The organism is Empedobacter sp. UBA3475 (assembly GCF_002378465.1).
GTDB lineage: Bacteria > Bacteroidota > Bacteroidia > Flavobacteriales > Weeksellaceae > Empedobacter > Empedobacter falsenii_B.
Map to the genome: position 1 here is coordinate 40764 of NZ_DFRA01000043.1, position 25663 is coordinate 66426.

At 31.4% G+C, this 25663-nt stretch carries 21 protein-coding genes, 1 pseudogene and 1 riboswitch; of the genes and pseudogenes, 8 read left to right on the forward strand and 14 right to left on the reverse strand.

Annotation, left to right across the window (positions count from 1 at the left end; translation table 11 throughout):
• Positions 1-34: 34 nt before the first annotated feature.
• From B3I31_RS10010 to B3I31_RS10035, 6 genes are all read right to left on the reverse strand, one after another.
• The gene (locus B3I31_RS10010; protein WP_019975917.1) at positions 35-322 is read right to left on the reverse strand and encodes an HU family DNA-binding protein; all 288 of its coding nucleotides are present in this window, start codon (positions 320-322) and stop codon (positions 35-37) included.
• A 132-nt stretch (positions 323-454) separates the two neighbouring features.
• Positions 455-1396: a methionyl-tRNA formyltransferase gene (fmt, locus tag B3I31_RS10015; RefSeq protein WP_257468211.1), complete on the reverse strand. Its 942-nt coding sequence runs from the start codon at positions 1394-1396 to the stop codon at positions 455-457.
• A 2-nt stretch (positions 1397-1398) separates the two neighbouring features.
• Positions 1399-3261, reverse strand: coding sequence for a RecQ family ATP-dependent DNA helicase (locus tag B3I31_RS10020; RefSeq protein WP_286495777.1), 1863 nt, complete (start codon positions 3259-3261; stop codon positions 1399-1401).
• 151 nt (positions 3262-3412) lie between these two features.
• Positions 3413-5455 (reverse strand): S9 family peptidase, encoded by a 2043-nt coding sequence (locus B3I31_RS10025; protein WP_286495778.1) that lies wholly within the window; start codon positions 5453-5455, stop codon positions 3413-3415.
• Between the two features lie 36 nt (positions 5456-5491).
• A complete protein-coding gene (locus tag B3I31_RS10030; RefSeq protein ID WP_280036346.1) occupies positions 5492-6253 on the reverse strand; it encodes a hypothetical protein in 762 nt (253 codons plus the stop codon).
• 7 nt (positions 6254-6260) lie between these two features.
• Positions 6261-7019: a hypothetical protein gene (locus B3I31_RS10035; RefSeq protein WP_125349842.1), complete on the reverse strand. Its 759-nt coding sequence runs from the start codon at positions 7017-7019 to the stop codon at positions 6261-6263.
• A gap of 188 nt (positions 7020-7207) precedes the next feature.
• On the opposite strand from B3I31_RS10035, the gene B3I31_RS10040 reads away from it, so the two are divergent.
• Together B3I31_RS10040 and fsa are read left to right on the forward strand one after the other, a co-directional pair.
• Entirely contained in the window at positions 7208-7960 is a 753-nt protein-coding gene (locus B3I31_RS10040) for an SDR family NAD(P)-dependent oxidoreductase (RefSeq protein ID WP_280051417.1), read from the forward strand.
• Between the two features lie 83 nt (positions 7961-8043).
• Positions 8044-8700: a fructose-6-phosphate aldolase gene (fsa, locus tag B3I31_RS10045; RefSeq protein ID WP_125349844.1), complete on the forward strand. Its 657-nt coding sequence runs from the start codon at positions 8044-8046 to the stop codon at positions 8698-8700.
• A 386-nt stretch (positions 8701-9086) separates the two neighbouring features.
• On the opposite strand, the gene B3I31_RS10050 is transcribed toward fsa, so the two are convergent.
• From B3I31_RS10050 to B3I31_RS10060, 3 genes are all read right to left on the reverse strand, one after another.
• Positions 9087-10196 (reverse strand): endonuclease, encoded by a 1110-nt coding sequence (locus tag B3I31_RS10050; RefSeq protein ID WP_286495779.1) that lies wholly within the window; start codon positions 10194-10196, stop codon positions 9087-9089.
• 85 nt (positions 10197-10281) lie between these two features.
• Positions 10282-10803, reverse strand: a complete 522-nt coding sequence (locus tag B3I31_RS10055) for a hypothetical protein (RefSeq protein WP_115000770.1) — start codon at positions 10801-10803, stop codon at positions 10282-10284.
• A gap of 21 nt (positions 10804-10824) precedes the next feature.
• Positions 10825-12105, reverse strand: coding sequence for a UDP-N-acetylmuramoyl-tripeptide--D-alanyl-D-alanine ligase (locus B3I31_RS10060; RefSeq protein ID WP_286495782.1), 1281 nt, complete (start codon positions 12103-12105; stop codon positions 10825-10827).
• A 221-nt stretch (positions 12106-12326) separates the two neighbouring features.
• Between B3I31_RS10060 and B3I31_RS10065 the strand changes: the two genes are divergently transcribed.
• Positions 12327-12854: a GNAT family N-acetyltransferase gene (locus B3I31_RS10065; RefSeq protein ID WP_286495783.1), complete on the forward strand. Its 528-nt coding sequence runs from the start codon at positions 12327-12329 to the stop codon at positions 12852-12854.
• 74 nt (positions 12855-12928) lie between these two features.
• Here B3I31_RS10065 and gldJ read toward each other — a convergent pair whose 3' ends face one another.
• Complete coding sequence (gene gldJ / locus B3I31_RS10070) at positions 12929-14557, reverse strand: gliding motility lipoprotein GldJ (protein ID WP_291078197.1); 1629 nt, start codon at positions 14555-14557, stop codon at positions 12929-12931.
• Between the two features lie 164 nt (positions 14558-14721).
• On the opposite strand from gldJ, the gene porU reads away from it, so the two are divergent.
• The 4 genes from porU to B3I31_RS10090 all read left to right on the forward strand — a co-directional run bounded on the left by porU (position 14722) and on the right by B3I31_RS10090 (position 21311).
• Entirely contained in the window at positions 14722-18603 is a 3882-nt protein-coding gene (gene porU / locus B3I31_RS10075) for a type IX secretion system sortase PorU (RefSeq protein WP_291087970.1), read from the forward strand.
• A 33-nt stretch (positions 18604-18636) separates the two neighbouring features.
• Entirely contained in the window at positions 18637-19872 is a 1236-nt protein-coding gene (porV, locus tag B3I31_RS10080; RefSeq protein WP_291060708.1) for a type IX secretion system outer membrane channel protein PorV, read from the forward strand.
• A 124-nt stretch (positions 19873-19996) separates the two neighbouring features.
• Positions 19997-20902 carry a pirin family protein gene (locus tag B3I31_RS10085; RefSeq protein WP_291087973.1) on the forward strand — a complete coding sequence of 302 codons (906 nt, stop codon included), beginning with the start codon at positions 19997-19999 and terminating at the stop codon, positions 20900-20902.
• A gap of 7 nt (positions 20903-20909) precedes the next feature.
• Positions 20910-21311: an OsmC family protein gene (locus B3I31_RS10090; RefSeq protein WP_221855955.1), complete on the forward strand. Its 402-nt coding sequence runs from the start codon at positions 20910-20912 to the stop codon at positions 21309-21311.
• 50 nt (positions 21312-21361) lie between these two features.
• Here B3I31_RS10090 and B3I31_RS10095 read toward each other — a convergent pair whose 3' ends face one another.
• Positions 21362-22267, reverse strand: coding sequence for a polysaccharide deacetylase family protein (locus B3I31_RS10095; protein WP_291087976.1), 906 nt, complete (start codon positions 22265-22267; stop codon positions 21362-21364).
• Between the two features lie 79 nt (positions 22268-22346).
• Positions 22347-23162: an HAD family hydrolase gene (locus B3I31_RS10100; RefSeq protein WP_286495788.1), complete on the reverse strand. Its 816-nt coding sequence runs from the start codon at positions 23160-23162 to the stop codon at positions 22347-22349.
• A 218-nt stretch (positions 23163-23380) separates the two neighbouring features.
• Between B3I31_RS10100 and B3I31_RS10105 the strand changes: the two are divergent.
• A pseudogene (locus B3I31_RS10105) lies at positions 23381-23641 on the forward strand (transposase); the annotation flags it as partial.
• Positions 23642-23866: 225 nt separating this feature from the next.
• Here the strand turns inward: B3I31_RS10105 and B3I31_RS10110 are convergent.
• Entirely contained in the window at positions 23867-24196 is a 330-nt protein-coding gene (locus B3I31_RS10110; protein ID WP_219034982.1) for a DUF190 domain-containing protein, read from the reverse strand.
• A 34-nt stretch (positions 24197-24230) separates the two neighbouring features.
• Positions 24231-25538 carry a voltage-gated chloride channel family protein gene (locus B3I31_RS10115; protein ID WP_219034981.1) on the reverse strand — a complete coding sequence of 436 codons (1308 nt, stop codon included), beginning with the start codon at positions 25536-25538 and terminating at the stop codon, positions 24231-24233.
• 29 nt (positions 25539-25567) lie between these two features.
• A riboswitch (Fluoride riboswitch) is annotated at positions 25568-25636 on the reverse strand.
• Positions 25637-25663: the final 27 nt, after the last annotated feature.

Here is a 25663-nt window from a genome sequence, read left to right on the forward strand (position 1 = left end):
CAAACGAATGGATTTTTTTATTGTATCAGAAATATTATTTTTTCTTTTTTGTATCAACTGCTCCTGATAATTCAGATCCAGCTTTAAATTTAGCTACTGTTTTAGCAGCAATTTTAATTTCTTTTTTAGTTTGTGGGTTGATACCTGTTCTTGCAGCTCTCTCAGAAGTTGAGAAAGTACCGAATCCTACTAAAGCAACTTTGTCTCCTTTTGCTAAAGCTTTAGTTACATTTTCTGTAAATGAGTTTAAGGCTTTTTTAGCAGCTTCTTTAGAAATTCCAGCGTCAGCTGCAATCGCATCGATAAGTTCTGATTTGTTCATAGTTGTAACTTTTTAAATTAATTTATACACAAATATACTCTTTCCCTTTATTTGTGCAAGTTTCAACGCAAAAAATTTCAAGAAAAATGCAAAATTTTATGAAATCTGTGTCAAAAATCAGTAAATAAGTACTTATTTTACGAATAAGGTATCCTCGTTTTGATGTCCATTGATGAAATCTTTGGCTGTCATACGACGCTTTCCTTCCGGTTGAAGTTCTAAAATTTCGTAAACTCCTTGAGGTAGATTGATATAAAGGTTATTTTTTTGTAAAATTAATTGATAATCTTCTCCTTCAACAACAATATCCGTTTTTAGACCTGCATATATTTTTAACGATTTATAATTTTCGCCATTTCCAAAAGTTGTCCATGCACATGGATAAGGAGAAAGTCCTCTAATCTTATTGTGAATAGTATTGATTGAATCGTTCCAATCTATTTTACAATCTTCCTTAAAGATTTTTGGAGCATGTTTTAATTCTGTTGTTTCATCTTGCGGATGAGGTTTTAATGAATCATTTTCTAAACCATCCAACGTTTTCACGACTAATTTCGCACCGATATGCATCAATTCGTCATGAATTTTACCAACATTATCATTTTCTCCAATTTCTACTTTATCAGAAATTAAGATATTTCCGGTATCAATTTTTTCATCAATTAAGAAAGTTGTTACTCCAGTTTCCTGATCACCATTCATCACAGCCCAATTAATTGGTGCAGCTCCGCGATACTGAGGAAGAAGTGAACCGTGTAAATTGAATGTTCCTTTCGACGGAATTGACCAAACAACTTGTGGCAACATACGAAAAGCTACAACAACAAAAACATCAGCATTCCAGCTTTTTAATGTTTCGATAAAAGCTTCGTCTCGTAATTTTTCTGGTTGAGCCAAAGGCAAATTATGTTCAACTGCATATTTTTTGACATCAGAAATATTCATTTTTTGTCCTCTACCAGACGGTTTATCTGGAACAGTAACAACTCCAACTATTTCGTGATGACTATTTGTATTGATTTCATTCAAAGATGTCGCCGCAAATTCGGGCGTACCCATAAAGACTACTCGCATTTTTATTCTATTAGTTTATAAGAATTGAATCCAATTGGTTGAACTCGCATTTCGTCTATCAAATATTGCAATTCTTCGACGATTTTATCTTTTGGCGAATTTATGAATTTTGAAAGGATTTCGGCTTGCGTTTTTGTACCTTCTTTCAAATATTCAATTAAATCGGTTGAATTAAAGTTTTCATTTTGTTTTTTGGATTGACAAACATCGCATTTACCACAATTTTGATCAGATTTTTGATTAAAATATCCAAATAATAAACGTTCTCTACAAATTGTATTTTGTTCGGCATAATAAGCCATAGCTTGCAAACGTTTCCAATTATTCACTTGAATTGCTTCGAAATCTTTCCACAATTTATTTTTAAACGCATTAGAATCGCGCGGAACAAGAAATCTAAATCGCGCTAAAAATCGATCCGAATAATCAATAGAACCATTTTTTGCATATTCGTGTAAGCTATTCCTAATGTCGCCAATACTCATATGCAATTCAAACGCCATTTTACTTTCCGAAATTTCTCTATTATAAGTGTAAATTCCAGGGTAATGACGTTGTAAATAATCAAAAATTCGGTTTTCATTCAAATTAATTGAATGTGGTGACGCCAAAATTTGAATGCTACTATTTTGTGAATAATTTTTTTGCTGAATGATTTCTTTCGTATTTAAAAACTCTAAAAATTGAAGAACCATTTTAAGATTTAAACCAAATTTTTCGGCAAATTTTGGAAGATCCAATTGATAATTCATTTCCGTTAATTCGCCTTCCGCTAATTGCAATTGACTAAACAAACAATTCCCAATTTTGATAAAATCTTGTTGCGAAGGTAAATTCGCTTTGAAAATATTTTCTGCTTGAATTCGATCATCAGGATTGTACAAATAAATTCCATACGATTCCTGTTCATCACGTCCAGCGCGCCCAACTTCTTGGTAATACGCTTCTATTCCTTGTGGCAAATCGATATGAAAAACGGTACGAACATTTGGTTTGTCTATTCCCATTCCAAACGCATTTGTCGAAACCATAATTCGCGAATTACTTAACATCCAATCTTGCTGTTTTTGCTCTTTTTCGTCTTTGGTTAATTTGGCGTGAAAAAAATCGGCATCAAATCCATTTTGACTTAAAAAACTTGCAATCTCGTAGGTTAATTTTCGATTTCGAACAAAAATAATACTCGAACCAGGATATTTTTTTAAATAATAAATCAAATCATTTTTCTTGTCAGCAGAAAGGAAAACATTGTACGAAAGGTTTTCTCTTTTTAAAGAAGATTTGAAAACTTCAGGATTATTTAGCTCTAATTTTTCAACAATTTCTTGCTGAATTTTCTCTGTCGCTGTTGCAGTCAAAGCTAAGATTGGAACTTTAGGAAGAATAGTTTTTAATCTTGAAATTCGATGATATGCAGGTCGAAAATCATGTCCCCATTCAGAAACGCAATGTGCTTCGTCAACAGCTAGCAAACTAATATTGATTTGTTTCAATCGCTCGACAAAAATTCTACTTTGCAAACGCTCTGGCGAAACATATAATAATTTGATTTTATTGTTTTGACAATCGTCCAAAATTTTTCCAATCGTATTTTGGTCAATTTCATTGGTAATATATGCCGTAGAAATTCCTTTGGATTGTAAATTCTGAACTTGATCTTTCATCAACGCAATAAGCGGCGAAATGACCAATGTTAATCCATCAAAAATAATCGCAGGAACTTGATAACAGATAGATTTTCCGCCACCAGTCGGCAAAATTGCTAATGTATCTTTCCCTTCCAAAACACTTGCGATGATTTCCTCTTGCGGCGTTTTGAAAGAAGGATAATTCCAATACTTAAAAAGAATTTCTTTTGGTGTCAAATTACAAAGCTTTGTTGTAAATTTAGGTAAAATCTGTGATTTATTAGAAGAATTAATCGATTATACCTTTTCTATATTTTACAAAAAGTGGAATTTCATTCATTAAAAAATACAAAAAGCCAACAAATTTGTTGACTTTTTGTATTGAAATTTATTCTGTAATCCCTTCTAACATAAATAAGAAAGCATCTTCTTTTGCATCTTCTTTCAACGATTCAAATCGGCCAGAAGCACCACCGTGTCCTGTATCCATATTTGTATCTAAAAGTAGAATGTTATTATCTGTTTTTAAATCTCTTAATTTCGCTACCCATTTTGCAGGTTCCCAATATTGTACTTGAGAATCGTGCAAACCTGTCGAAACATAAAGGTTTGGATAAGCTTTTGCTTCCACGTTATCGTATGGCGAATACGATTTCATGTAATCGTAATATTCTTTTTCGTTCGGATTTCCCCATTCATCATATTCCCCTGTTGTCAATGGAATAGAATCGTCTAACATTGTTGTCACAACATCCACAAAAGGAACTTGCGCAATTACCCCATTGAATAATGTTGGCTCGTAATTAATCACAGTTCCCATCAACAATCCACCAGCAGAACCACCCATCGCGTACAAGTGTTTTGATGAAGTATAATTTTGTTGAATCAAATATTTTGCTGCATCAATATAATCAAAAAATGTATTTTTCTTTTCTAACATTTTTCCATCTTCATACCATTCGCGACCAAGATATTGACCACCACGAATATGCGCAATCGCATAGATAAAACCTCTATCCAAAAGACTTAATCGAACCGAACTAAAATAAGGCTCGATCGTGTAACCATATGAACCATAGGCGTAAAGTAGAAGAGGGGTTTCGGCAGAAAGAGGTGTATCTTTTCGACGAACTAATGAGATTGGAACCATTTCTCCATCGCGAGCTTCTGCCCAAATACGTTCAGAAATATAATTTTCTTTATCAAAATCACCTATAACAACTTGCTCTTTTTTGATTTCGAATGTTTTATCATTCATGTTAAAATCAATCACAGAAGAAGGAGTTGTCAACGATGTATATCCGTAACGCAAAATGTCAGTATCAAAATCTGGATTTGTGCCAACATTTGCTGTATAGGTTTCTTCGTTAAATGGCAAATAATAATCAGTTGAATTATCCCATGCTTTGATATTCATCTGCAATAAACCATTTGTGCGCTCTTCGATAACCAAATAATTCTTGAAAATTTCGAAACCTTCAATCAATGTTTCTTCGCGATGAGGAATTACATCAATCCAATTTTCTTGTTCTGTTTTTTCGACAGAAGTTTTCATTAATTTGAAGTTAAAAGCATCATCTTTATTGGTTTGAATATAAAATGAATCACCAAAATGTTCGATTGAATATTCTAAATCACGTTCTCTTTTTTGAAAGATTTTAAACTCAGCATCTGGTTGATTAGAAGGAATATATCTAAACTCGTCAGAAACAGTACTTGAAGATCCAATAATGATGTAATCTCTTGATTTTGATTTGTAAACAAACGCATTGAACGTATCATCTACTTCTTCAAAAACTAAAATATCATCTTCTTGTTTTGTACCTAATTTGTGTTTCCAAATTTGATAAGCACGCAATGTTTCATCTTTTCTTGTATAAAACAAGGTTTTATTATCAGCGGCCCAAACAGAACCTCCAGTTGTATTCTCTATTTTATCAGAAAGAATTTCTCCAGTTGTTAAATCTTTGATTTGAATCGTATAAATTCTTCGCGAAACATTGTCAACCCCAAAGGAAACCAATTGATTATTTGGTGCCATCGAAATTCCACCCAATTGATAGTACGAATGACCTTCAGCCATTGTGTTGACATCAAAAAGAATTTCATCTGGATTCTCTAAACTATCTTTTCGACGTTTGTGAATTGGATATTCTTTTCCTTTTTGATATTCCGTCAAATACCAATAACCATTCAATTTGTACGGAACAGACGAATCATCTTCTTTGATTCGCGCTTTCATTTCCTCAAAAAGTTTGGTTTGTAAAGCTTCTGTTGGTTGTAGAATAGCTTTTGTGTATTCGTTTTCTTGGTTCAAATAATTGATAACTTCAGAGTTTTCACGATCATTCAACCAATAATAATTATCGATGCGGATATCTCCGTGTTTTTCTAATTTTTGTTCTATTTTTTTCGCAATAGGTGCTTGCATTTTCTAAAATTTAAGGTGCAAATGTACTATAAAAACTTACTTTGAATAAGTTGTAGTTGACCAAGATTTATCACCTGTTTTATATTCGATGATGATATTATTTTCGTTCAAATAGCCAATTGTTTGGTAATTTCCGTTTTGAGAAATCACTGTCACATGGAAAATATTTTGTTGAGCAGCTGGATAAAATTGTGCAATAACTTGTGAATTTTCTTGATCTATTAAGACAAATTCGTTGTTATTTGTACTTGCTGTAGTGTAATTTTTTCCGTTTGATTTGTAGACGTTTTTGTTTTCTACAGTTTTATTTGACACTTGCGTAACGACTTTATTCGTTGTTTCTTTAACGGTTGTAGTTGTTGTATTTTCTGTTTTAGTTATAGGTAAATCTTTCGCATTTTGTTTTCCAACCTGATTCATAGCAAATGTTAAGGCTTCTTGATAACCTTTTGTAAAATCTTTTTCCTTTGACGAACCTTCATAAGTTGAAATCACATTATTATTACAGTCTGTAAACGTTACTTTTAATTTATTTTTAAAAGCAACAGAAGTATTTTCAATATTTGCTTTTGTAGCTAAACAAGGATTGATTTGCACATCTAACGGAATAGAATTTTCATTTACTATTTCATATTCTTTTTTTCTCAAAGCAGTTTTCAATCCTGTATTCAATTGATAATCTTCTTTTACGAAATCTTTAAATAGTTGAGGAATGATAACATATTTGTAATCAGCTACATTTTGTGCTTGTAATGACGATAAAGCAATAAGAAATAAACTTGATAATATAATTTTCATAGCAAGATTATTTAGCCGATAATTTAACTTCTTTCCAACTATTATTTTCAGAAACCTCATAGGAAATCGTATTTCCACTGATGTATCCTACCGAAAAATAATTCGAATTTCCTTTTGTAACAATTACTCTGTAAATTCCATTTTTTAGGGTCGGTTCAAATTTTGCAACAACTTGATTTCCATTTTCGGACATCAACATAAAACCACCATTTTGTAGTTCAATTTTTTGATAAGTAGTTGTTCCATCTGTCAATAAATTCGTAGCAGTGACCTGATTTCCTTTTGGTTCTGGCATATATGCAGCTGTTGTTTCTGTTTGGGGTTTTTCTAATTTCACCATTGGAACGGAGGCCTTTGCATTTTGAGATTTCAAAGGATTTAAAGCTAATTTTATTGCTTCTTGGTAACCTTTGTCATATTCTTTAATCTTAGAAGTTCCTTCAAATTTTTCAATATTTTTATTAGAACAATCTGTAAAACTTACCTCTAATTTATTATTCAAAAAACTTTTAACTTTTAAAATATCCGCATTCAAAGCTAAACAAGGATTTTGCACAACTTCTTGTGGCCAAGCAGATTTATCAGAAGGTAAAACTTCGTATTTTTTCTGCGTCAAAATATATCTTAATCGATTATTTAATTGATATTCATCTTTATCAAAACTAGAAAATTTTTCAGGAATATTGATGTACTTATAATCACTTGTTTCTTGTGCATTTATCGTAGAAAAACTACATAAAAGTATAGCAGCTATTAAATTTTTCATTTAAAAAGTTATTTGTATCAAATATAAAAAAATAGAATTGTTTTAACCTAAATATATTTGTTATGCTGAATTTTTCATTCCAAACTAGTTAATAAAATTGAATCATTTAAAATAATATTATTTGTAAGAAATGATTTATAGATCTGATTATAAATGATTAACTTTATTTAAATTAAAATCATAAAATTATGTCAAGTTTAAAAGATAAAGTTGCGATTGTAACTGGTGCTAGTTCTGGAATTGGAAAAGCTGTTGCTGAATTATATGCCAAAGAAGGAGCAAAAGTTGTCGTTTCGGATATTAATGAAGAAGGCGGAAATGAAGTGGTGGAAATCATCAAAAAGAATGGAGGAGAAGCGATATTTTTTAAAGCGGATACTTCATTGCCAGAAGATAATGAAGCGTTAGTAAATAAAACACTTGAAGTTTATGGAAAACTTGATATTGCTTGTAACAATGCTGGAATTGGAGGTCCTGCTGAGATGACAGAAAATTATCCGTTAGATGGTTGGAAAAAAGTAATAGATATTAATTTTAATGGTGTTTTTTACGGATGTAAATATCAATTGCAAGCAATGGAAAAAAATGGAGGAGGTTCTATTGTTAATATGGCTTCTATTCATGGGACTGTTGCTGCGCCAATGAGTTCGGCTTATACTTCTGCAAAGCATGGAGTTGTAGGTTTGACGAAAAATATTGGTGCAGAATATGGACCAAAAAATATAAGATGTAATGCAGTTGGGCCAGGTTATATTATGACGCCTTTATTATCGAATAATTTGAGTGCAGATCATTTAGAATTGCTTGTTACAAAACATCCAATGGGTCGTTTGGGGCAGCCAGAAGAAGTTGCAGAATTAGTTTTATTCTTAAGTTCGGACAAAGCATCCTTTATGACAGGAGGTTATTACCTTGTTGATGGTGGATATACAGCGGTTTAAAATATTTTTGATCGAATCTTTAAGATTAAATGGTTTTCTATAATTTAATCCTTAATTTTGCCTGAACGAAATACAAACAAACAATGAAATTTTTTATCGATACAGCTAACTTAGCTGACATTAAAGAAGCCCAAGATTTAGGAGTTTTAGATGGTGTAACAACAAATCCATCTTTAATGGCAAAAGAAGGAATTACAGGTCAAGAAAATATTTTGAATCACTATAAAGCAATTTGCGAATTAGTTGACGGAGATGTTTCTGCTGAGGTAATTTCTACTGATTTCGAAGGAATGGTAAAAGAAGGAGAAGCTTTAGCAGCTTTAAATCCTCAAATCGTAGTTAAAATTCCTATGACGAAAGATGGTGTAAAAGCGTGTAAATACTTTTCTACAAAAGGAATTAGAACTAACGTAACTTTAGTTTTCTCTGTAGGACAAGCATTATTAGCTGCAAAAGCTGGTGCAACTTACGTTTCTCCATTTATCGGACGTTTAGACGATATTTCGACAGATGGTTTAAACTTAATCGAAGAAATTCGTTTGGTTTATGATAACTATTTGTACGAAACTCAAATTTTAGCTGCTTCAGTTCGTAATACAATGCATATTGTTAATTGTGCAAAAATTGGTGCTGATGTTATGACAGGACCTTTATCATCAATCTTAGGATTGTTAAAACACCCATTAACAGATTCTGGATTAGCACAATTCTTAGCTGATTACGCTAAAGGAAATCAATAAATTGAATAGAATTTTCTATATATGAGTCGCTTAATTTTAAGCGACTTTTTTTATGAATTTATATTAATGAAAAGCTTTTAATTATCAAGTTGATAAAAATAGTGTTAATAAATAAAAAAAGATGTTTTATTATGAATAATATAAAATTATTAATTGTAAATTGATAAAAGTATTAGAAACTAAAATATTTTTTATTAGTATGTTAAAAACATTTATTTTATTATCAGTCACGCTTGGTATCCCTTTTTTATTAATCATGTTTCTTTATGGAAGCACATTTTTTAAGAAAAATATCAATAATGACTAATAATTTTTTCCATTTACTAAATTAAAAAATCCTTCACTTGTATGAGCGAAGGATTTTTTTATGATGGTTTGATTAATGATTATTTTATTACAACTCTTTTGTTGATTTCCATTTGTTTTCCAACAACTTTGATGATATAAATACCTGGGTTTTTGAAATTAACTTCAACTTCTTTTTGATTTGACGAATTTGAAACTTCATTAATTAATTGTCCATTGAAATTAAAAACAGAAACTTTCTGAATTGATTTCGAATTATTTTCAAGTTTAACTTTAATCGAACGATTTGTTACATTGTAAACTGAAACATCATCACGCTTTTGATATTCGAAATCTCCAGTTCCTAAATTTGAACCCCAAATTTTTTCTGCATATTCAGGATGATCAATAAATGGGTTTCTGTTTTTTTGGTATCTGTAGACTAAATTATTAATATCTTTTTCACGATCAGAAACAGGATCATTTAAATGCCAAGTCATTAATATTTTCAAGAAAGTGTCTGTAAAAACTTTATCTTTTGTTTTATTAAACATAGCATAAGACCAACTCTGAATACCATTTTCTTGATAACGAGTAGCAAAATAAAAATAAGCACGAGCTATATCACCTTTAAACTCATCAATTGGTTCGAAAACTGTTCCAGAAAATCCCGCAGAGTATCCAGAGTTTTTATTACTTCCTAATTTAGAGCCATTTAAAGAAGTGTATGTTGCACTTTCAACAACTCCATAAGGAAAATTATCTCTTTTATTATTAACATAACCATCAGTTGGCCAGATATGGAATGCATCTGCAACCATAGGAGAGTTTTTATTAAAAACACTTTGAGGAATAATATGCTCTCTGTTGTAGCAGTCTCCTTCATTTTTATAACCAGAACTGCCACATTGATCTGAAGATTTTATAAAATTATAAGGATCAATTTTTTTCGGTATCTCTGAATAAATATCATAAATAGAATTATCTTTTTCATCATATTTATCTAAAAAACCATTATCAGAATCTGTTCTATTATAAAGTGTCCATAATCCGCCATATGTTAAATCTGTATGGTTTTTTATTATTTCATATAGCTGTGTTTTTAAGGTAAAGCTGCTACCAGTTGCAGTGTCGTAATAGTTACTTGGTGCTTGCGCTGACGCTAAAACACTTACTGTAAATATAGATAAAGAACATAAAATTTTTTTCATAAACAATTTAGCTAAAAAAAGCTGTGATTTCCACAGCTTGTACTTTGTATAAATTTATGAAATTTAAAGTTTACTAATTGTTAAATTATTTACTGTAATTTTGATAAATCACCAATGAATCTTGAATTTGTTTATTTAATAATTTGTATAAGTCAGGTTGATTTAAAGAAACTCCAGCTATCGATTTCAATTTTTTCTGAAAATTCTTAGAACCTAACAAAAATTTTGCTCGATAAGAATCTTTATTCATGACTTTTTTGGCTTGTAAATCTTTAAAATCTTTTCTAATTTTTCGTGCATATAATTCAGACAAGTCAAATTGCAACTGCATTTCTTTTAAAATTTCTGTATGTTGCATAGATAGCCACGAATTACTTTCATCAAATTTATTGGTAACCCAAAGTTCAGGAAGTTCTCCTGTAGATTCTGCAATTTGCCAACCTAATTTTGAATCTAAAAATCCTTGAGGAACCTTTGTTTGAATAGGTTTCTTTTTGAAGTTTTTGTAATTAAGCTTCATATCTTTTTTCCATTCAATTACAGATTGAGCTTGAAGAGAATGATAACAGAAAAGAGTAATTATAAAAAAGAATATTGATTTATTCATCAGATAATCAGGGTGTTGATTTTAAATGTTTTCTAACAAATCAAGTCTCATCCCATGAGAACCTTTTATCAAAATATTTTGAGTTTTGATTGGATTTTCTTTCAAACATTCTTCAAAGGCAACACGGTTTTCAAATTTTTGTACTTTTGGATTATTCGTAATTGTTTCACCAAAATTATGTCCTAGAATAAAAATTTGATCAAAATCTAAACTTTCAGCTAAATCTAAAATACGTTGATGCTCAGATTTTGATTCTTCTCCAAGCTCGAACATATCACCAATAATAACTGTTTTAGAACCTTCAAATTTTGCAAAATTATTTAACGAAGCTTCCATACTACTTGGGTTTGCGTTGTAAGCATCCATCACAATTTTGTAATTTTCTTTATTGATAATTTGTGAACGATTATTTGATGGAAAATAATTTTCGATTCCTTGTTGAATAGTTTTAGCATTAATCCCGAAATGTTGTCCAATTGCAATTGCACACGAAATATTGCTAAAATTATAGTTTCCTGTTAAATGAGATTGAATTTTTAAATCTTGGTATTTAACCGCCAAATATTCAGTTTCATTTTCTATCAATTCGATTTGAACATCTGCATTATGTTGATCAGAAAATGTAATTCGATTAATATCTTCAGTTTTTTCAACTTGAATTGGATCATTAAAATTGACAAAAGCAGTTCTGTTATTTGCTCTCAAAAAATCATACAATTCAGATTTTCCTTTAATCACACCTTCAATTCCTCTGAAACCTTCTAAATGTGCTTTACCAAAATTGGTGATATACCCATAATCTGGTTGAGAAATTGAAGCTAATAACTCGATTTCTTTTTGATGATTAGCACCCATTTCTATCACGGCAATTTCTGTGTTTTCTGGAATAGAAAGAATTGTCAAAGGAACTCCGATGTGATTATTCAGATTTCCGAAAGTATAATGCGTTTTGAATTTCTCTTTTAAAACAGCTGAAATCAATTCTTTTGTCGTTGTTTTACCATTGGAACCAGTCAATCCAATAAATGGTATTTTAAGATAATTACGATAAGTTTTCGCTAAATCTTGTAGAGCTTCTAAAGCATCACTAACCAAAAAAATATTTTGAGATGTATTTTCAAATTCTTTTTCGTCAACAATTGCCATTGCAGCTCCTTGATTGATTGCTTTTTGAGCGAAAGTATTTCCGTTGAAATTAGCTCCTTTTAAAGCAAAAAAGATACAATTTTGTGAGATGTTGCGTGTATCAGTCGTAACGATTTTCGATTTAAGAAATTTTTCGAATATTTCTGTTGTATTCATGTTATCTAAATAAAATAGATGAGATTCTGTTTTAAAAAAAATAGAAAGAAATTATTCTTTTTATTTCGTACAAATATAAAATTTTATGATTCTATTTTTGACATTTAACGAAGTAATTTACGATAATTGCAAATAAATTAGATGAGATTAATCTTGGTAGCACAAGTTTCTCTATTTTATTTATTATATTAAAAAAATATCTCTAGGACTTTGATAAAAGTATGAAAATAAAAGAAATTACCATTAACGAATTAGAAACTGAACGATTGATTCTTGTTCCTTTTACGATTGATATTTGTGAAAATATGCTGTATAATGATTTTAATATGTTGTATGACAAAGGTTTTGTAAAAAGCAAAGACTGGCCGGATAAAGATATGATGGATACAGTGCCTAAAATTATTCAGAAATTATTAATTCATAATTACGTGACAGGCTTCGAATCCTGGATGATTATAAGAAAGGATACGAAAGAAATAATAGGTGATGTAGGATTTAAAGGGTATAATGCGGAGGAACAAAGTGTAGACATTGGTTATGGAATCATCCGTAAAGAAAGAAGAAAAGGATTTGCAGAAGAGGCGTGTAGAGGTCTTATAAAATGGGCATTTTCTCAAGAAATAGTAAAAGAAATAACAGCCAAATCTTTTTCAGATAATGTCAAATCGATTAATTTATTGAAAAAGCTTGGTTTTGAAAAGATTTTTGAATACAAAGAATTTGTGTATTGGTCATTGATCCAATCTTGAGAACAGAAAGAATTTAATTAACAAATAAAAACTCGATACTATAGTACCGAGTTTTTTTTTATTAAGAAAGATTTTTATCCTCTACGTTTACGTTTTGATTCGAAACTACCAGAGTATTCTTGTGCCACACGGAAACCAATCCAGTTTGTTGCACTTGCTTGGTGTAAGTAACGTCTTTGTCCTGGATCTATCCAGTAAATTGGGTCTTTCCAAGAACCACCTTTTACAACACGTGTTTCATCAGAGATGTCAGAAGTACGTTTAGAAGAATCTTTTTCTAAGATTACTCGACCTTTTTCATCTACTCTAAATTTACGTTGAGGAGCGTTGTACATATCTTCTGTCGCTTTATCAGCAGATTTACCTTCCTCAGTACGTGGTGATAAAGAAGAATTAGGGTCACCATCACGATAATTTGTTAAATCGTATTCTGTTTGCTTTTTGTAAGCACCAGGTAATCCTTTGTAAACTAAACGTCCGTTGTCTAATGTATCATATTCAACATTTGTTTCGTCATATTTTTCAAAACCACCTGCGCCGTTGTTAATTTTTGTTTTTAAAATATTTCCACGGTAGTAGTTGAAATCATTTGCTTCTTCGTCAATAATTGGACGATAAACATCAGAAACCCATTCAGCAACGTTTCCTAACATTCCGTAAAGACCAAAATCATTAGAAGGATATTTACGCACATCACTTGTAATTGCAGAACCATCGTTACCAAATCCTCCAATACCAGAGTAATCTCCACGTCCTTGTTTGAAGTTATCTAAATATTGTCCTCTTTGAGCACCTTTTGTAACTCTCAAGTTATTTTGAGCAACATCTTTTCCTTTGTATTCGTTGTATTCACGATTTCCAGGTAAAGCTAATGCAGCATATTCCCATTCAGCTTCTGTAGGTAAACGGAAAGGTTGCACTTCATCTGAACCAGTTGCACGATTTGCTTTTAAGATACGTGTATTTTGCGTTTTAATTTGATTCGCTTTCATAATTTTAGTCGAATCAATCGCTTCGTTTACATTTGTGTCGCCTAACTTATATTGTTCAGCACTAAATGTTTTATTTCCGTAATTATACTCCTCGTTATTGTAATAATCTTTTGATAAGATTCCTTTGTTCATTAAAGATTTTTCAAGAGCACGGTCTGTTAACCAATCACAATAGTTAACGGCTTGTAACCAAGAAATACCAACTACTGGGTAATAGCTGAATTCTGGAGAAAATAAATAATTTTCTGTAGAGAAATCATCACGAGATAATTGATTGTTAAAAACCGTTTCATCTGGTAATGCTCCATTATAAATATCCTTGTATTGCGTGTCTTCTGGTGGGAAAACAACTTTCAACCAAGTTAAGTATTCTTTGTATTCGTAGTTTGTAACCTCAGTTTCACCAATGAAGAAAGATTTTACTTGCATACGAACAGGAGAATTATTCCAATCGTGTAACACGTCATCTTTCGTAATTCCCATCGTAAAAGATCCACCTTCGATGAAAACCATTCCAGGCCAAGCTTTGATGTTTTCTTTCTTTTTACCTGAAAAAAACCAACCTTTACTATCGTTTGGTTTCCATCCTGTACGACTTGTGAAATTTTTTGTCCCACCTCCTTTTTTCTTTCCTGAACTGCTTGCGCAACCCATGAATACACTCATAGTAACAGCTGCAAGGGCAAGAGAAAAAATACGTCCTTTATTCATTTTCATAGAATATTTCTGGTTTTCGAAAATTAAATTTAATGCAAATAAAAGCATTTGACATTAATCTTACAACGAAAAAATGCTTTATTTCTTGTATCAAACGTAAGAATTATTTTTTTATTTTACGATTGAAAATATATTTGTCAAAATAGCGTTATTCAGACATGAAGAAATATTTTATTTTAGTTGCAACCTTGCTTCAATTTCCTCAATTGTTTAGTCAAAATTACAAAATAAATTGGGAGAATAATCAAACAATTTCTTTGACGAATGGAAATAAAGTGAATGTTCCTTATTTTTCGAACCAAGATCATTATTCGTTGGGAGGTTATTTTCTTCCAGAATTTACGGTGGAATTAAACTCAACAAATAAGGAAGTTGAGTTAACGAACGTGCAATACAGAGAAGTTCAGAACGAATTAATTGATTTGGACACTTCTTCTATTTCGGATAAAATTAATTTTTCTTCATACAATATTATCGATAAAAATGGTCAGCAAAAATTAATTGTTAAAGTTGTGCCATTTGTCAAACAAAATAATAAAATTTTAAAAATAGAATCTTTTTCAATTGTTCCGAAATCAGCGCAATCTCGAAAAATATCTTCTCGAAAATTAATTGATAATTCGACTACAAGTGTTTTGAAAACGGGAGATTGGTACAAAATAAAAATCTCGAAAGATGGAGTTTTTAAATTAGATAAAAGTTTCTTTACTAAAAATGGAATTCCGACCAATTTTAACCCAAAATCGCTAAAAATCTATGGAAATGGAGAAGGGCGTTTGATGGAGAATTTAACGGAAGATAGAACTGGAGCTTTGAATGAAATTCCAATAAAATTTGTTGGAGGTGAAGATGGAAGTTTTGATAGTAATGATTACGCGTTGTTTTATGCGAAAGGTCCGCATCAGTGGTACAGAAATAATACGACAACGTTGAAAGATGCAAAAGTTCGCTATAATTTGTATGATGATTTTGCTTATTATTTTATCAGTTTTAATGGAGAAGATGGCAAAAGAGTAGGAGAACAGGCGCTTACAGCAAATCCTGTAAAAACTTTTTCTACTTTTGATAATTTACAATTTCATGAAAAAGATTCGATTAACTTAAATGGTCTTGGGCAAATTTGGGTTGGAGAAAATATTGGTTTAAATGGAGGTTTCAAGAAAACGTTCAAAGCGAATGCTGTAAACGGTGGAGAAGCATATTTGCGTTATGCAGTGGTTGGAAAAAATGCAAACAGTACATCTTATAATGTTAATGTAAATGGACAAACTTTTACTCATTCTTTAGGAAACTCTTTATTTGATAGAAATATTCAAGATAAAACAGTTTCATTAGGTTCAAATTCTATCGATATTGCGGTTTCTTCTAGCGGGACCAATCCTTCTGGATTAGCTTATTTGGATTATTTACAATTGCGTTTCAAAGATGGTTTAACATATAGCAATGAGCAGTTTACATTTCAGTTTTTAGAAGATATTAATAATGGAAGTGTGAATGCTTTTTCATTGAATAATGCAGCAAATGTTTCTGTTTGGAATGTTTCTGATATTCATTCAATTTCTTCAATTGTTCCGCAAAGTAATTTGTATAAATTTAGCACAAATCATCTGAATCAGTTTGTCGCTTTCAAGGATGAAAATGCTTTTACAGATGCAAAATATGTAGGGAAAGTAGCGAATCAAGATATTCGTAGTTTAACTGATATTAATTATATAATTGTCACGCATCCAAAATATTTAGATCAAGCTACTCGCTTGGCGAATTTTAGAAAAGAGCATGATAAGATAAATGTAGGTGTTGTAACAACGGAACAAGTTTATAATGATTTTTCATCTGGAAGCCAAGATCCAATTGCGATTCGTGATTTTTTAAAGTTCTTAAAGGATAATCAAAGGCCAAACTTAGAATACGCAGTATTATTTGGTGCAACAACTTACGATCCTAAGAATCGAATAAAAGATTTTACGAATTACATTCCAACGTTTACAGACGAACCTTCAACAAATATAAAAGAAGCTATTGCAACAGATGATTATTTTGCAATGTTAAATGATGAAGTAGAAATATTACCGAATAATGTTGATGGTGTTTATAAATATGATGCTCGCTGGTTTGATATAGCTGTTGGTCGAATTCCTGCTTCAAATTCTACAGAAGCGAAAGTTTTAGTAGATAAAATCATTTCTTATTATGATAAAGTTCAAGGAAAAGGAACTTCATATGGAGATTGGCGTACAAAAGTTGTTGCAGTTACAGATAACGATGATAATGTTAATACTCCAAATTTTGACGTTTCTATTGATGGTGAGTTTACTAAACCAGAAAATCAAATTTACACGGTTAATAAAATATATACAGGTGCTCATCAACCCGAAGGTACATCGGCAGGTGTTCGCTATCCAACGGTTAATCAGGCGATATTAAATGGAATTGAATTAGGCTCTAACTTCTTGATGTATTATGGACATGGAGGTCCACGAAGTTGGGCACAAGAACGTATTATAACGGCAGAAGAGTTGACTAACTTATCTAATTTTAGTGCTGCTTATTCGCGATTACCTATTGTATGTACTGTTACTTGTGATTTTACGATTTGGGATTTACCACAATATAATTCAGCAGGTGAAATGATGTTGAAAAACTTAAATGGAGGTGCGTTAGCAATGATAACAACAAATAGGCCAATTGGAGTTGATTATGGTGATACGATGAATCAGTATTTAATTCAAGAATTTTTCAAAAAGGATGGTTTAGAAAATCAAACGATAGGAAAAGCGCTAAATCAAGCTAAAGTTAGTTATTCTCCTTCTCATGGTAATCACAAAAGTGTTAGTATTTTGGGAGATCCTATGTTAGCTATTCATCGTCCGCAACAAGAGATTAAAATTTTAAGCATCGAAAATAAAAAAGGTGTAGATATTTTAGGAGGAGGAAAATTACAAGCCTTAGATTTTGTAACGATTAAAGGAGAGGTCAATCAACTTACTTCAACTTCTATTGACAATACTTTTTCAGGAAAAATAGCGGTAAGCCTTTTTGAGAAAGAGGAAATAAAAACGTTGTTAAGTGAATCTACTCATAATGGTGAAACATTCAAAACAGAAAATAAAACGATTTATAAAGGAACTGGAAAAGTAGAAAATGGAAAATTTACGATTCAATTTTATGTGCCGAAAGATATTAATTACGAATTAGGAGATCGAAAATTAAAATTTTATGCTTGGGACGAAAAAGATGGAAAAGACGCCTCTACTTTAGAAACAGTTTCTATGGAAGGAATCAATGATGAAGTTCTTAATGATGATTGTTCAGTATCTCAAGATAATTGTCCACAAGGCAAATTATACATGAACAATTTAAATTTTGCCAATGGAGGAATTACAGATCGTTCGCCTTATTTGGTTGGTTGTTTGACAGATAATACAGGAATTAATGCAACAGGATCGAGTATTGGGCATGATATTGTAGCAACAATAGATGGTAAAGTTCAAGACGCATATGTGTTAAACGAATATTATGATGGAGGTGATGCAAATCCTTGTATCAATAAAGATTTCGAAGATTATCAGAAAGGTCAAGTTATGTATCAATTAAAAAATTTAGAACTTGGTCAACATACCGTAAATCTTAAATTTTGGGACATCAACAATAATTCGAATACTGCAACGTTAGACTTTGTAGTAATGGAAAATGGAACGGGTCAATTGCATATTGATAAATTACTAAATTGGCCTAATCCATTTACAAAGAATACCTTTTTCCATTTCGAACATAATTGTGATTCTGAGTTAGATGTAATGGTTCAGATTTTTACCATTTCGGGTAAATTAGTCAAAACACTACGTCAAACCGTTTCTGCAGAACCTTTCCGAGAAGGATATCGTACAGGAAAATATGCGATAGAATGGGATGGTTTGGATGATTTTGGAGACAAAATAGGAAAAGGTGTTTATATTTACAAAGTCAATGTAAAAGGTGTTGACGATACCGTATGTAAAGGTTCAGCAGCAGCAGTTGAAAAATTAGTTATTTTAAAATAATAGAAAAATAAAAATATAATCAATATAACACGAATGAAAAAAATTACCACAAGCTTATTGATTTTAGCATCAGGATTTACTTTTGCTCAATCATTTGACAATCTACCTGATGCAGAAAACGCATTAAAAGAAGAATTAAAATTACCGAATCCAATTTTAACAGGAGCTCCTTTCTTAAGAATCTCTCCAGATGCTCGAGCAGGAGGTTTAGGAGATCAAGGGGTAGCAACTTCTGCGGATAATTATTCACAATATTGGAATGCTGCTAAATTTGCTTTTGCACCAGATTACTCTGGAGTAGCGTTCACTTATACACCGTATATGAGTTCGTTGACAAATGATGTTTTCTTATTAAATGCCTCTTACTATACATTTTTAGGTCAAGATGAACGCAGTACATTAGGTGCAAGTATCTACTATTTTAATATGGGGGAGATAGATCTGAATGAATTAGTAGGCGATGATGTGGTACCTACAGGTATGGCAAAACCAAATGAATTCTCTATTGACTTATCGTATGGTTTACGTTTAACAGATAATTATTCGATGGCAGTTACAGGTCGTTTTATTCGTTCAGACTTAAATAATGGAGTAAATGATGCTACAGTTCAAGCAGCTAATACTTTCGCGGTAGATTTAGCTGGTTATTACCAATCAGAAACAATGGATACAAATAATTTTGAAGGTAAATTACGTGGAGGTTTCCAAATTTCTAATATTGGACCAAAATTAGATTATTCAAATTCAGAAAAGAATGCATCTTATTTACCAACAACATTACGTTTAGGAGTTGGGTATGATTTCAAATTTGATGATTACAATAAAGTAGGTATCACAACAGAGTTTTCTAAATTATTAGTACCAACACCGGATGTAAGAATTGAAGAAATTACAGATAACAAAGGAAACACTAGATATAATATCGTAAGAGATATCCCAAATAAAGGTGTAATGGAAGGTATCTTTAGTTCTTTTGGTGATGCACCAGGAGGAGGAAGCGAAGAATTAAAAGAAATTACGTATTCAGTTGGTGCAGAGTATTCTTACAACGATGCGTTGTTTATCCGTGCAGGTTATTTCCATGAAAGCCCAATGAAAGGAGATCGTCAGCATTTAACATTAGGTTTAGGGCTTAAATACAATGCTTTTGCATTTAATGCTTCTTACTTAATTCCAATGTCAAATACAAATAATGCTTTAGAAAATACATTACGTTTTGGTATTGCGTGGAACTTTGGAGGAGAAACTCAAAACAGTTACGATTATTAAAATCGTTAATATAAAGTTATAAAAGAGGTTAGCTATTGGCTAACCTTTTTTTATTTGTTAACTTAAATCAAGTTTTAAAGGCAGGATTAAAACGAACTTTACATGAAATAAAAACGTATACTATATGTCTAATGTTGGATTAATTTTAGAAGAGAAAGCGGCTGATATTGGCAACTTTTTAGTGGGTAGATTATTGCCTTTTCGTCAGAAAAGACATGTCGGGCCATTTGTATTTATCGACCATATGGGACCAACAAAGCTGAAAGATTATCAAAATCTTGATGTAGGTCCACATCCGCATATTGGTTTGTCTACTTTGACGTATTTGTTCGAAGGTGCAATTATGCATCGCGATAGTTTGGGAACTGAATTAGAAATTAAGCCTGGAGCTGTGAATTGGATGACTGCAGGTAAAGGTGTTGTGCATTCTGAACGAACTCCCGAATATTTACGAACAACTGAAAAAACATTGCATGGTTTACAAATTTGGGTGGCTTTGCCAAAAGAATTTGAAAATATGGAGCCAAGTTTTGTTCACGTTGAAGCAGATAAATTACCAAATTGGTCAGACAAAAATGCAGATTATAGATTGATTGCTGGTAAGTTTGGTGAACATACTTCTGGCGTGCCTGTTTATTCTCCTTTATATTTTATTGAGATTAAAGCTAAAAATGATTTCAAAGTTTCTTTAGGTAAAGATTTGTATGGAGAATCTGCTTTGTATGTATTAGAAGGTTCTATCAAAGATGGAGGAGAGACATACGGAACAAAACAATTATTAGTTGCGAAAGAAGCTACTTTGTGTGAGTTCGAAATTACGGCTGGTTCTACCGTTTATATTTTTGGAGGAGAAGAATTACCGGAAGAACATTTTATCTTTTGGAATTTTGTAAGTTCTTCAAGAGAAACGATTGAAACGGCGAAGGAAAATTGGATTAATCATCGTTTTCCTAAAGTTCCTGGAGATGACGATTACGTTCCGATTCCGCAAGTTCAACAAAAATCTAAAATAAAAGAAAACGAAAAATAAATTGATAATGAGTGATATTAATGTAACATCAACTTCGACAGATAAAAATTATATTTCGAATATTAAAGCTGGGAAACACGAATTTAATGTAGATGAACCTTTAGATAAAGGAGGTTTGGATACAGCTGCAAAACCAAGCGAATTATTGGGAGCTGCATTGGCTTCTTGTACTTCGATTACATTGCAAATGTATATGAATCACAAAGAATTTGCTTACAAAAAAGTTGAGGTAGATGTCAATTTTGATATGATTACAACTGAGCCAATTACTTTTCAACGTCATGTCATTATAGAAGGTGATTTTGATGAGAAACAACAAACAAGATTATTGAAAGTTGCAAATTCTTGTCCTGTACACAAAGTGTTAGAAAAAGGTCACGAAATAGAAACAACGATAGAGTTTATTTAATAAAAAAATCCACTTCATCTGAAGTGGATTTTTTTATCTTAATATTTTATCTAGCTAATCCTGGTAGGGTATCCAGAAATTCCTTCAATAACAATTTTCGGATTACGTTTCAATAAAACAATTAATTGTCTTAATTTTTCTGCATTATAATCTTCATTAAACATATCATCGTGCATTAAAATTACCAAATGATTTTTTTCGAATGTTTTATTTTGATCCAAACGATGTACAATTCCTTCGTAAATTTTTTCAGGCGAAGAAAGCTGATGTGTAGCAGATTTTTTTCCACTTCTTTCCCATTCATAATCCCAGCCATAGATATAGTATTGATTTTTAGCCAATAAATCAGCTGCTGGAATTGCATTTTTTACTGGATCGTCTTTTTTGCGTTTGTTCAAACGCCATGTATTACGTGCAGGTAAACGAACCCAACGAGAATGTATGTCTAATACCACCTCATTTTTGCGAATATCTTCATAAACATTTTCTGGAACACTGTAAAAAGCTTTGTATTTGTTACGCGCATGCGAAAAAGTATGGTTAGCAATTTCTATATTTGGATTGGCTTTATAATCTTCTACATGTTGTTTCAAATCTTTCGTAAAAGCATTAAAACCAACTAAGAAAACCGTTCCTTTTACATTTTCTTCGGTTAATATTTTATTGATATTTTTACTTCCTTTATATGGACCATCGTCAAAAGTTAGGTAAACATATTGTTTTGTCGAATCAATAGGATTTTTCCTTTCTTCTTTTGCAATAGTATCTAATTTCAAAACTGAAGAGTCAACTTTTACCGTATAAATAGAATCAACATCATTCTGCAAAATTTCTTTTGGTTCAGAAGAAGTTGTTGTTTGATTTTGAATAGGATTATTTTCGTTTTTACAAGAAAAAACAAAAAGTAAAGTTCCAATTGCAAGAAAGCTTTTTAGATGTTTGTTGATAGCTAACATTGATTGTTTAGGTTTTGTGCGAAATTAATAATTTAATCTGATTTGAAATGTTAAATGATTGATGTTATTTATCAGATTATTAAGTGTTTACGGTTTTTAATTGTTGTAAATATTGCTTAATAACTTGAATTACACCATCTTCATCGTTAGAAGGCGCTTTAAAATTTGCCACTTCTTTTACATTTGGATGCGCATTTTCCATTGCAAAACTATATTTTGCCAAATGTAACATCTCCAAATCATTCATAAAATCCCCAAAAACAATGATTTCTTCAGAAGAAATATCCAATTTATTCATCAAAGCTTGTAATGCAACTCCTTTGTTCGATTTTTTGTTCATTACATCTAACCATACTTCTCCAGAAACCACAACTTTTAATCCATATTTTTCAAAATCAACTAATTTTGGAAATACATTAAATTCTGTTCCATCAGCGTGATTTACTGCAATTTTAATGAATTGTTCATTTTCGATTTTAGTTAAATCATCAACCCAAATATTTTTGTCATAATAATTTTTAAAATATTCTAAAAAAGTTTCATCTTTCGATTCCACATAAGCTGCATTTTTACCAGCCAAAACAATATTTGCGCCTTCTATTTTACGCACTTCTTCTACGATTTCTTTTACAACAGACCAATCCAATTCGTCAACAAAAATTTCTTCACCTTTATAGGTAACATAGGTTCCGTTTTCAGCAATAATTGCCAATTCATCTTTTATATTTTCAAAATAAGAAATGATACTATAATATTGACGACCACTTGCAGGTACAAATGTGATGTTGTTTTCTTTTAATTCTTCGTAAATTTTATTGAATTCTGGACTTAACGAATGATTAGAACGTAACAGAGTTCCGTCCATATCTGTCACGATTAATTTTATATTTTGCATTGATTTTTCTTAAATAAAAAGGTCTCATAATTGAGACCTCAAAGTTAGTTATAAATTTTTGGTTTGTTCTTCTTCGTTGTTCACGTGCTTAGAATTTTATAAAAAAATAAGAAAATTGTTCAATAGTGTAACTTTTTCTCCATGATATTATCGAGTAGTTTAAGTATTATTCAATATAAGTTTGTGTAGAGGAGTGACAAAAAAGAAGTTAATGTAAAGAAACACCTAAAAAAGCTAATCAAAAAGAGTATAAACCACAATTTTATGCGTTCAAAAAATATAGAAAAAGAATCGAAACCTTATTCTCTCAGCTCTGTGATCAGTTTATGATTAGACCGAAATTGTGCCAAAACTTTCGGTGGTTTTAAAACCATAATTTTAGCCAAAATTACAACTTTAACCACTATTCAATATCTAAATAATTTATGTTTAATAGAAATAGAAATAGTAATAAGCTAAAAATTAATCTTGTCGAATAATGCTCGATGGGTATTAAATAATGTTTGTTTACATGTTATAATGTTATTTTATAATTTATGAACCCGTTTTAATTTTATCAATAAACCTGTCATTTCGAGTGGAATTCTGAAAGAATTTTGTATCGAGAAAAAGGTTTTTGAAGATAAAATTCTATTCTTGATACAATTTTTTTCAGCCTATCCTGAGTTTATCAAAGGGTTCAACAGGCTTTATAAGTCCTTTTTTTATTGGTCAATCTTAAAACATTCATTATTTAGTAGAATAACATTTGTTTCGTTTAGCTCTTTTCTATTTTGCCCTATAAAATTTTTTAATTTTTCGGCAGTGTCCACAAGTTCAAGGCAAACTGGATTTTTTTTAGATGGAATTTCTGAAATATTGAAACTTATCTTATCGTTGTCTAAATAACCAGCTTTTGCAATAAAAATATTGGCTTGTTCAATATTCATTTCTTTCGCTTTCTTTAAAAGTAATTGTCCCAAATTGTTGCTCCAAAGTCGTTGCCATAAAGATTGTCCTTTGACTGTTTGTCCGTAGCCAAAATAAATTCTCATTACGTTTATATTGTTTGTATTCATATTCACAATTTTAAAGTTCATTTAATCTTTTTCCTTCGTGGTTCGAAAATCTTTTGTGCTTTGGTTCGCCAACCATTTGTTTGTTGTAAATGCTGTTATGTCCTGAAACTAAATATGCAACTACACAAGCAATTGCAACATACACTCCGCAATCAGCACCAAAAAGTTCAATTGCCATAATGCTACAAGCTAATGGCGTATTCGTTGCTCCTGCAAAAACGGCAACAAATCCCATTCCTGCTAAAAGTGCTGTTGGCAATGGAATGAAATAACTTAATGCGTTACCTAAAGTTGCCCCAATGAAAAACAGTGGAGTAACTTCTCCACCTTTAAAACTTGCTGCCAATGTGATGATGGTAAAAATCATTTTCAAGGCAAAATCATACATAGGTAATTGTTCTTCAAAGGACTGAACAATTGTAGGAATACCTAAGCCAATGTATTTTGTTGTGCCTATTGCCCAAACTGCAAGAGCAACAATAACACCGCCTATCAAAGGTCGGAAAGGTGGATACTCAATTTTTGATTTGAAAATAGAACTTGCCTTATGTATTGTTTTACTAAATGTTGCTGAGCATAATCCAAAAATAATTCCTGCAATGATTGCGTAAATGATATTTAAAAAAGAGATGTCGGGAACAAAATTGATGTAGTAATGAGTATGGTGTGTTTGCCAAAGTTTCGTAACTAAGTCTGCGAAAATAGCGGCTGCAAATGCGGGAAAAATAGCATCGTATTTTAATCGTCCGATTAAAAACACTTCTAAACCGAAAATTGCACCTGCCAATGGTGTACCAAATACAGACCCAAAACCTGCGGAAATGGCTGAAATGATTAAAATTTTTCGCTCGCTTTCAGAAAGTCGGAAAGGTTTACTGAATTGGTCGGCAATTGCACCCGCCATTTGTAGAGCTGTTCCCTCACGCCCTGCCGAACCACCGAATAAATGTGTTACCACGGTTCCGATATAAACAAACGGAGCCATACGGAAGGGAATAATTTGTTTAGGGTCGTGAATGGTATCAAGAAGTAAATTGTTTCCTGGTTTAATGTCTTTGCCCAAATAATAATAAAGTAAGCCAATGAAAAAACCACCAATAGGCAACAATGCAATTAACCATAAATGATTTTCCCGATAATTCGTAACCCAATCCAATGATTGAAGAAAACCTGCGGAAGCACTACCAACACAAAGTCCGATAAATAAGCAAATGAATGTCCATTTGAGGATGTAAGGAATAGTTGGATAACGTCTAAACAACGACCAAAGTTGTAAATTGATTTTTTTGCTGAATGATTTTTTTTGTTTTGTCTGCATAAACTACCTGATTAAATGTTAAACACTTAACTTAATCAGGCGTCATCAGCTTTTTTTATAGCGGTTGGGTAAGGAAGAACACCATTTCCTTTTTCGTCTGCTACTGTGGGTACGTCATATCCTCG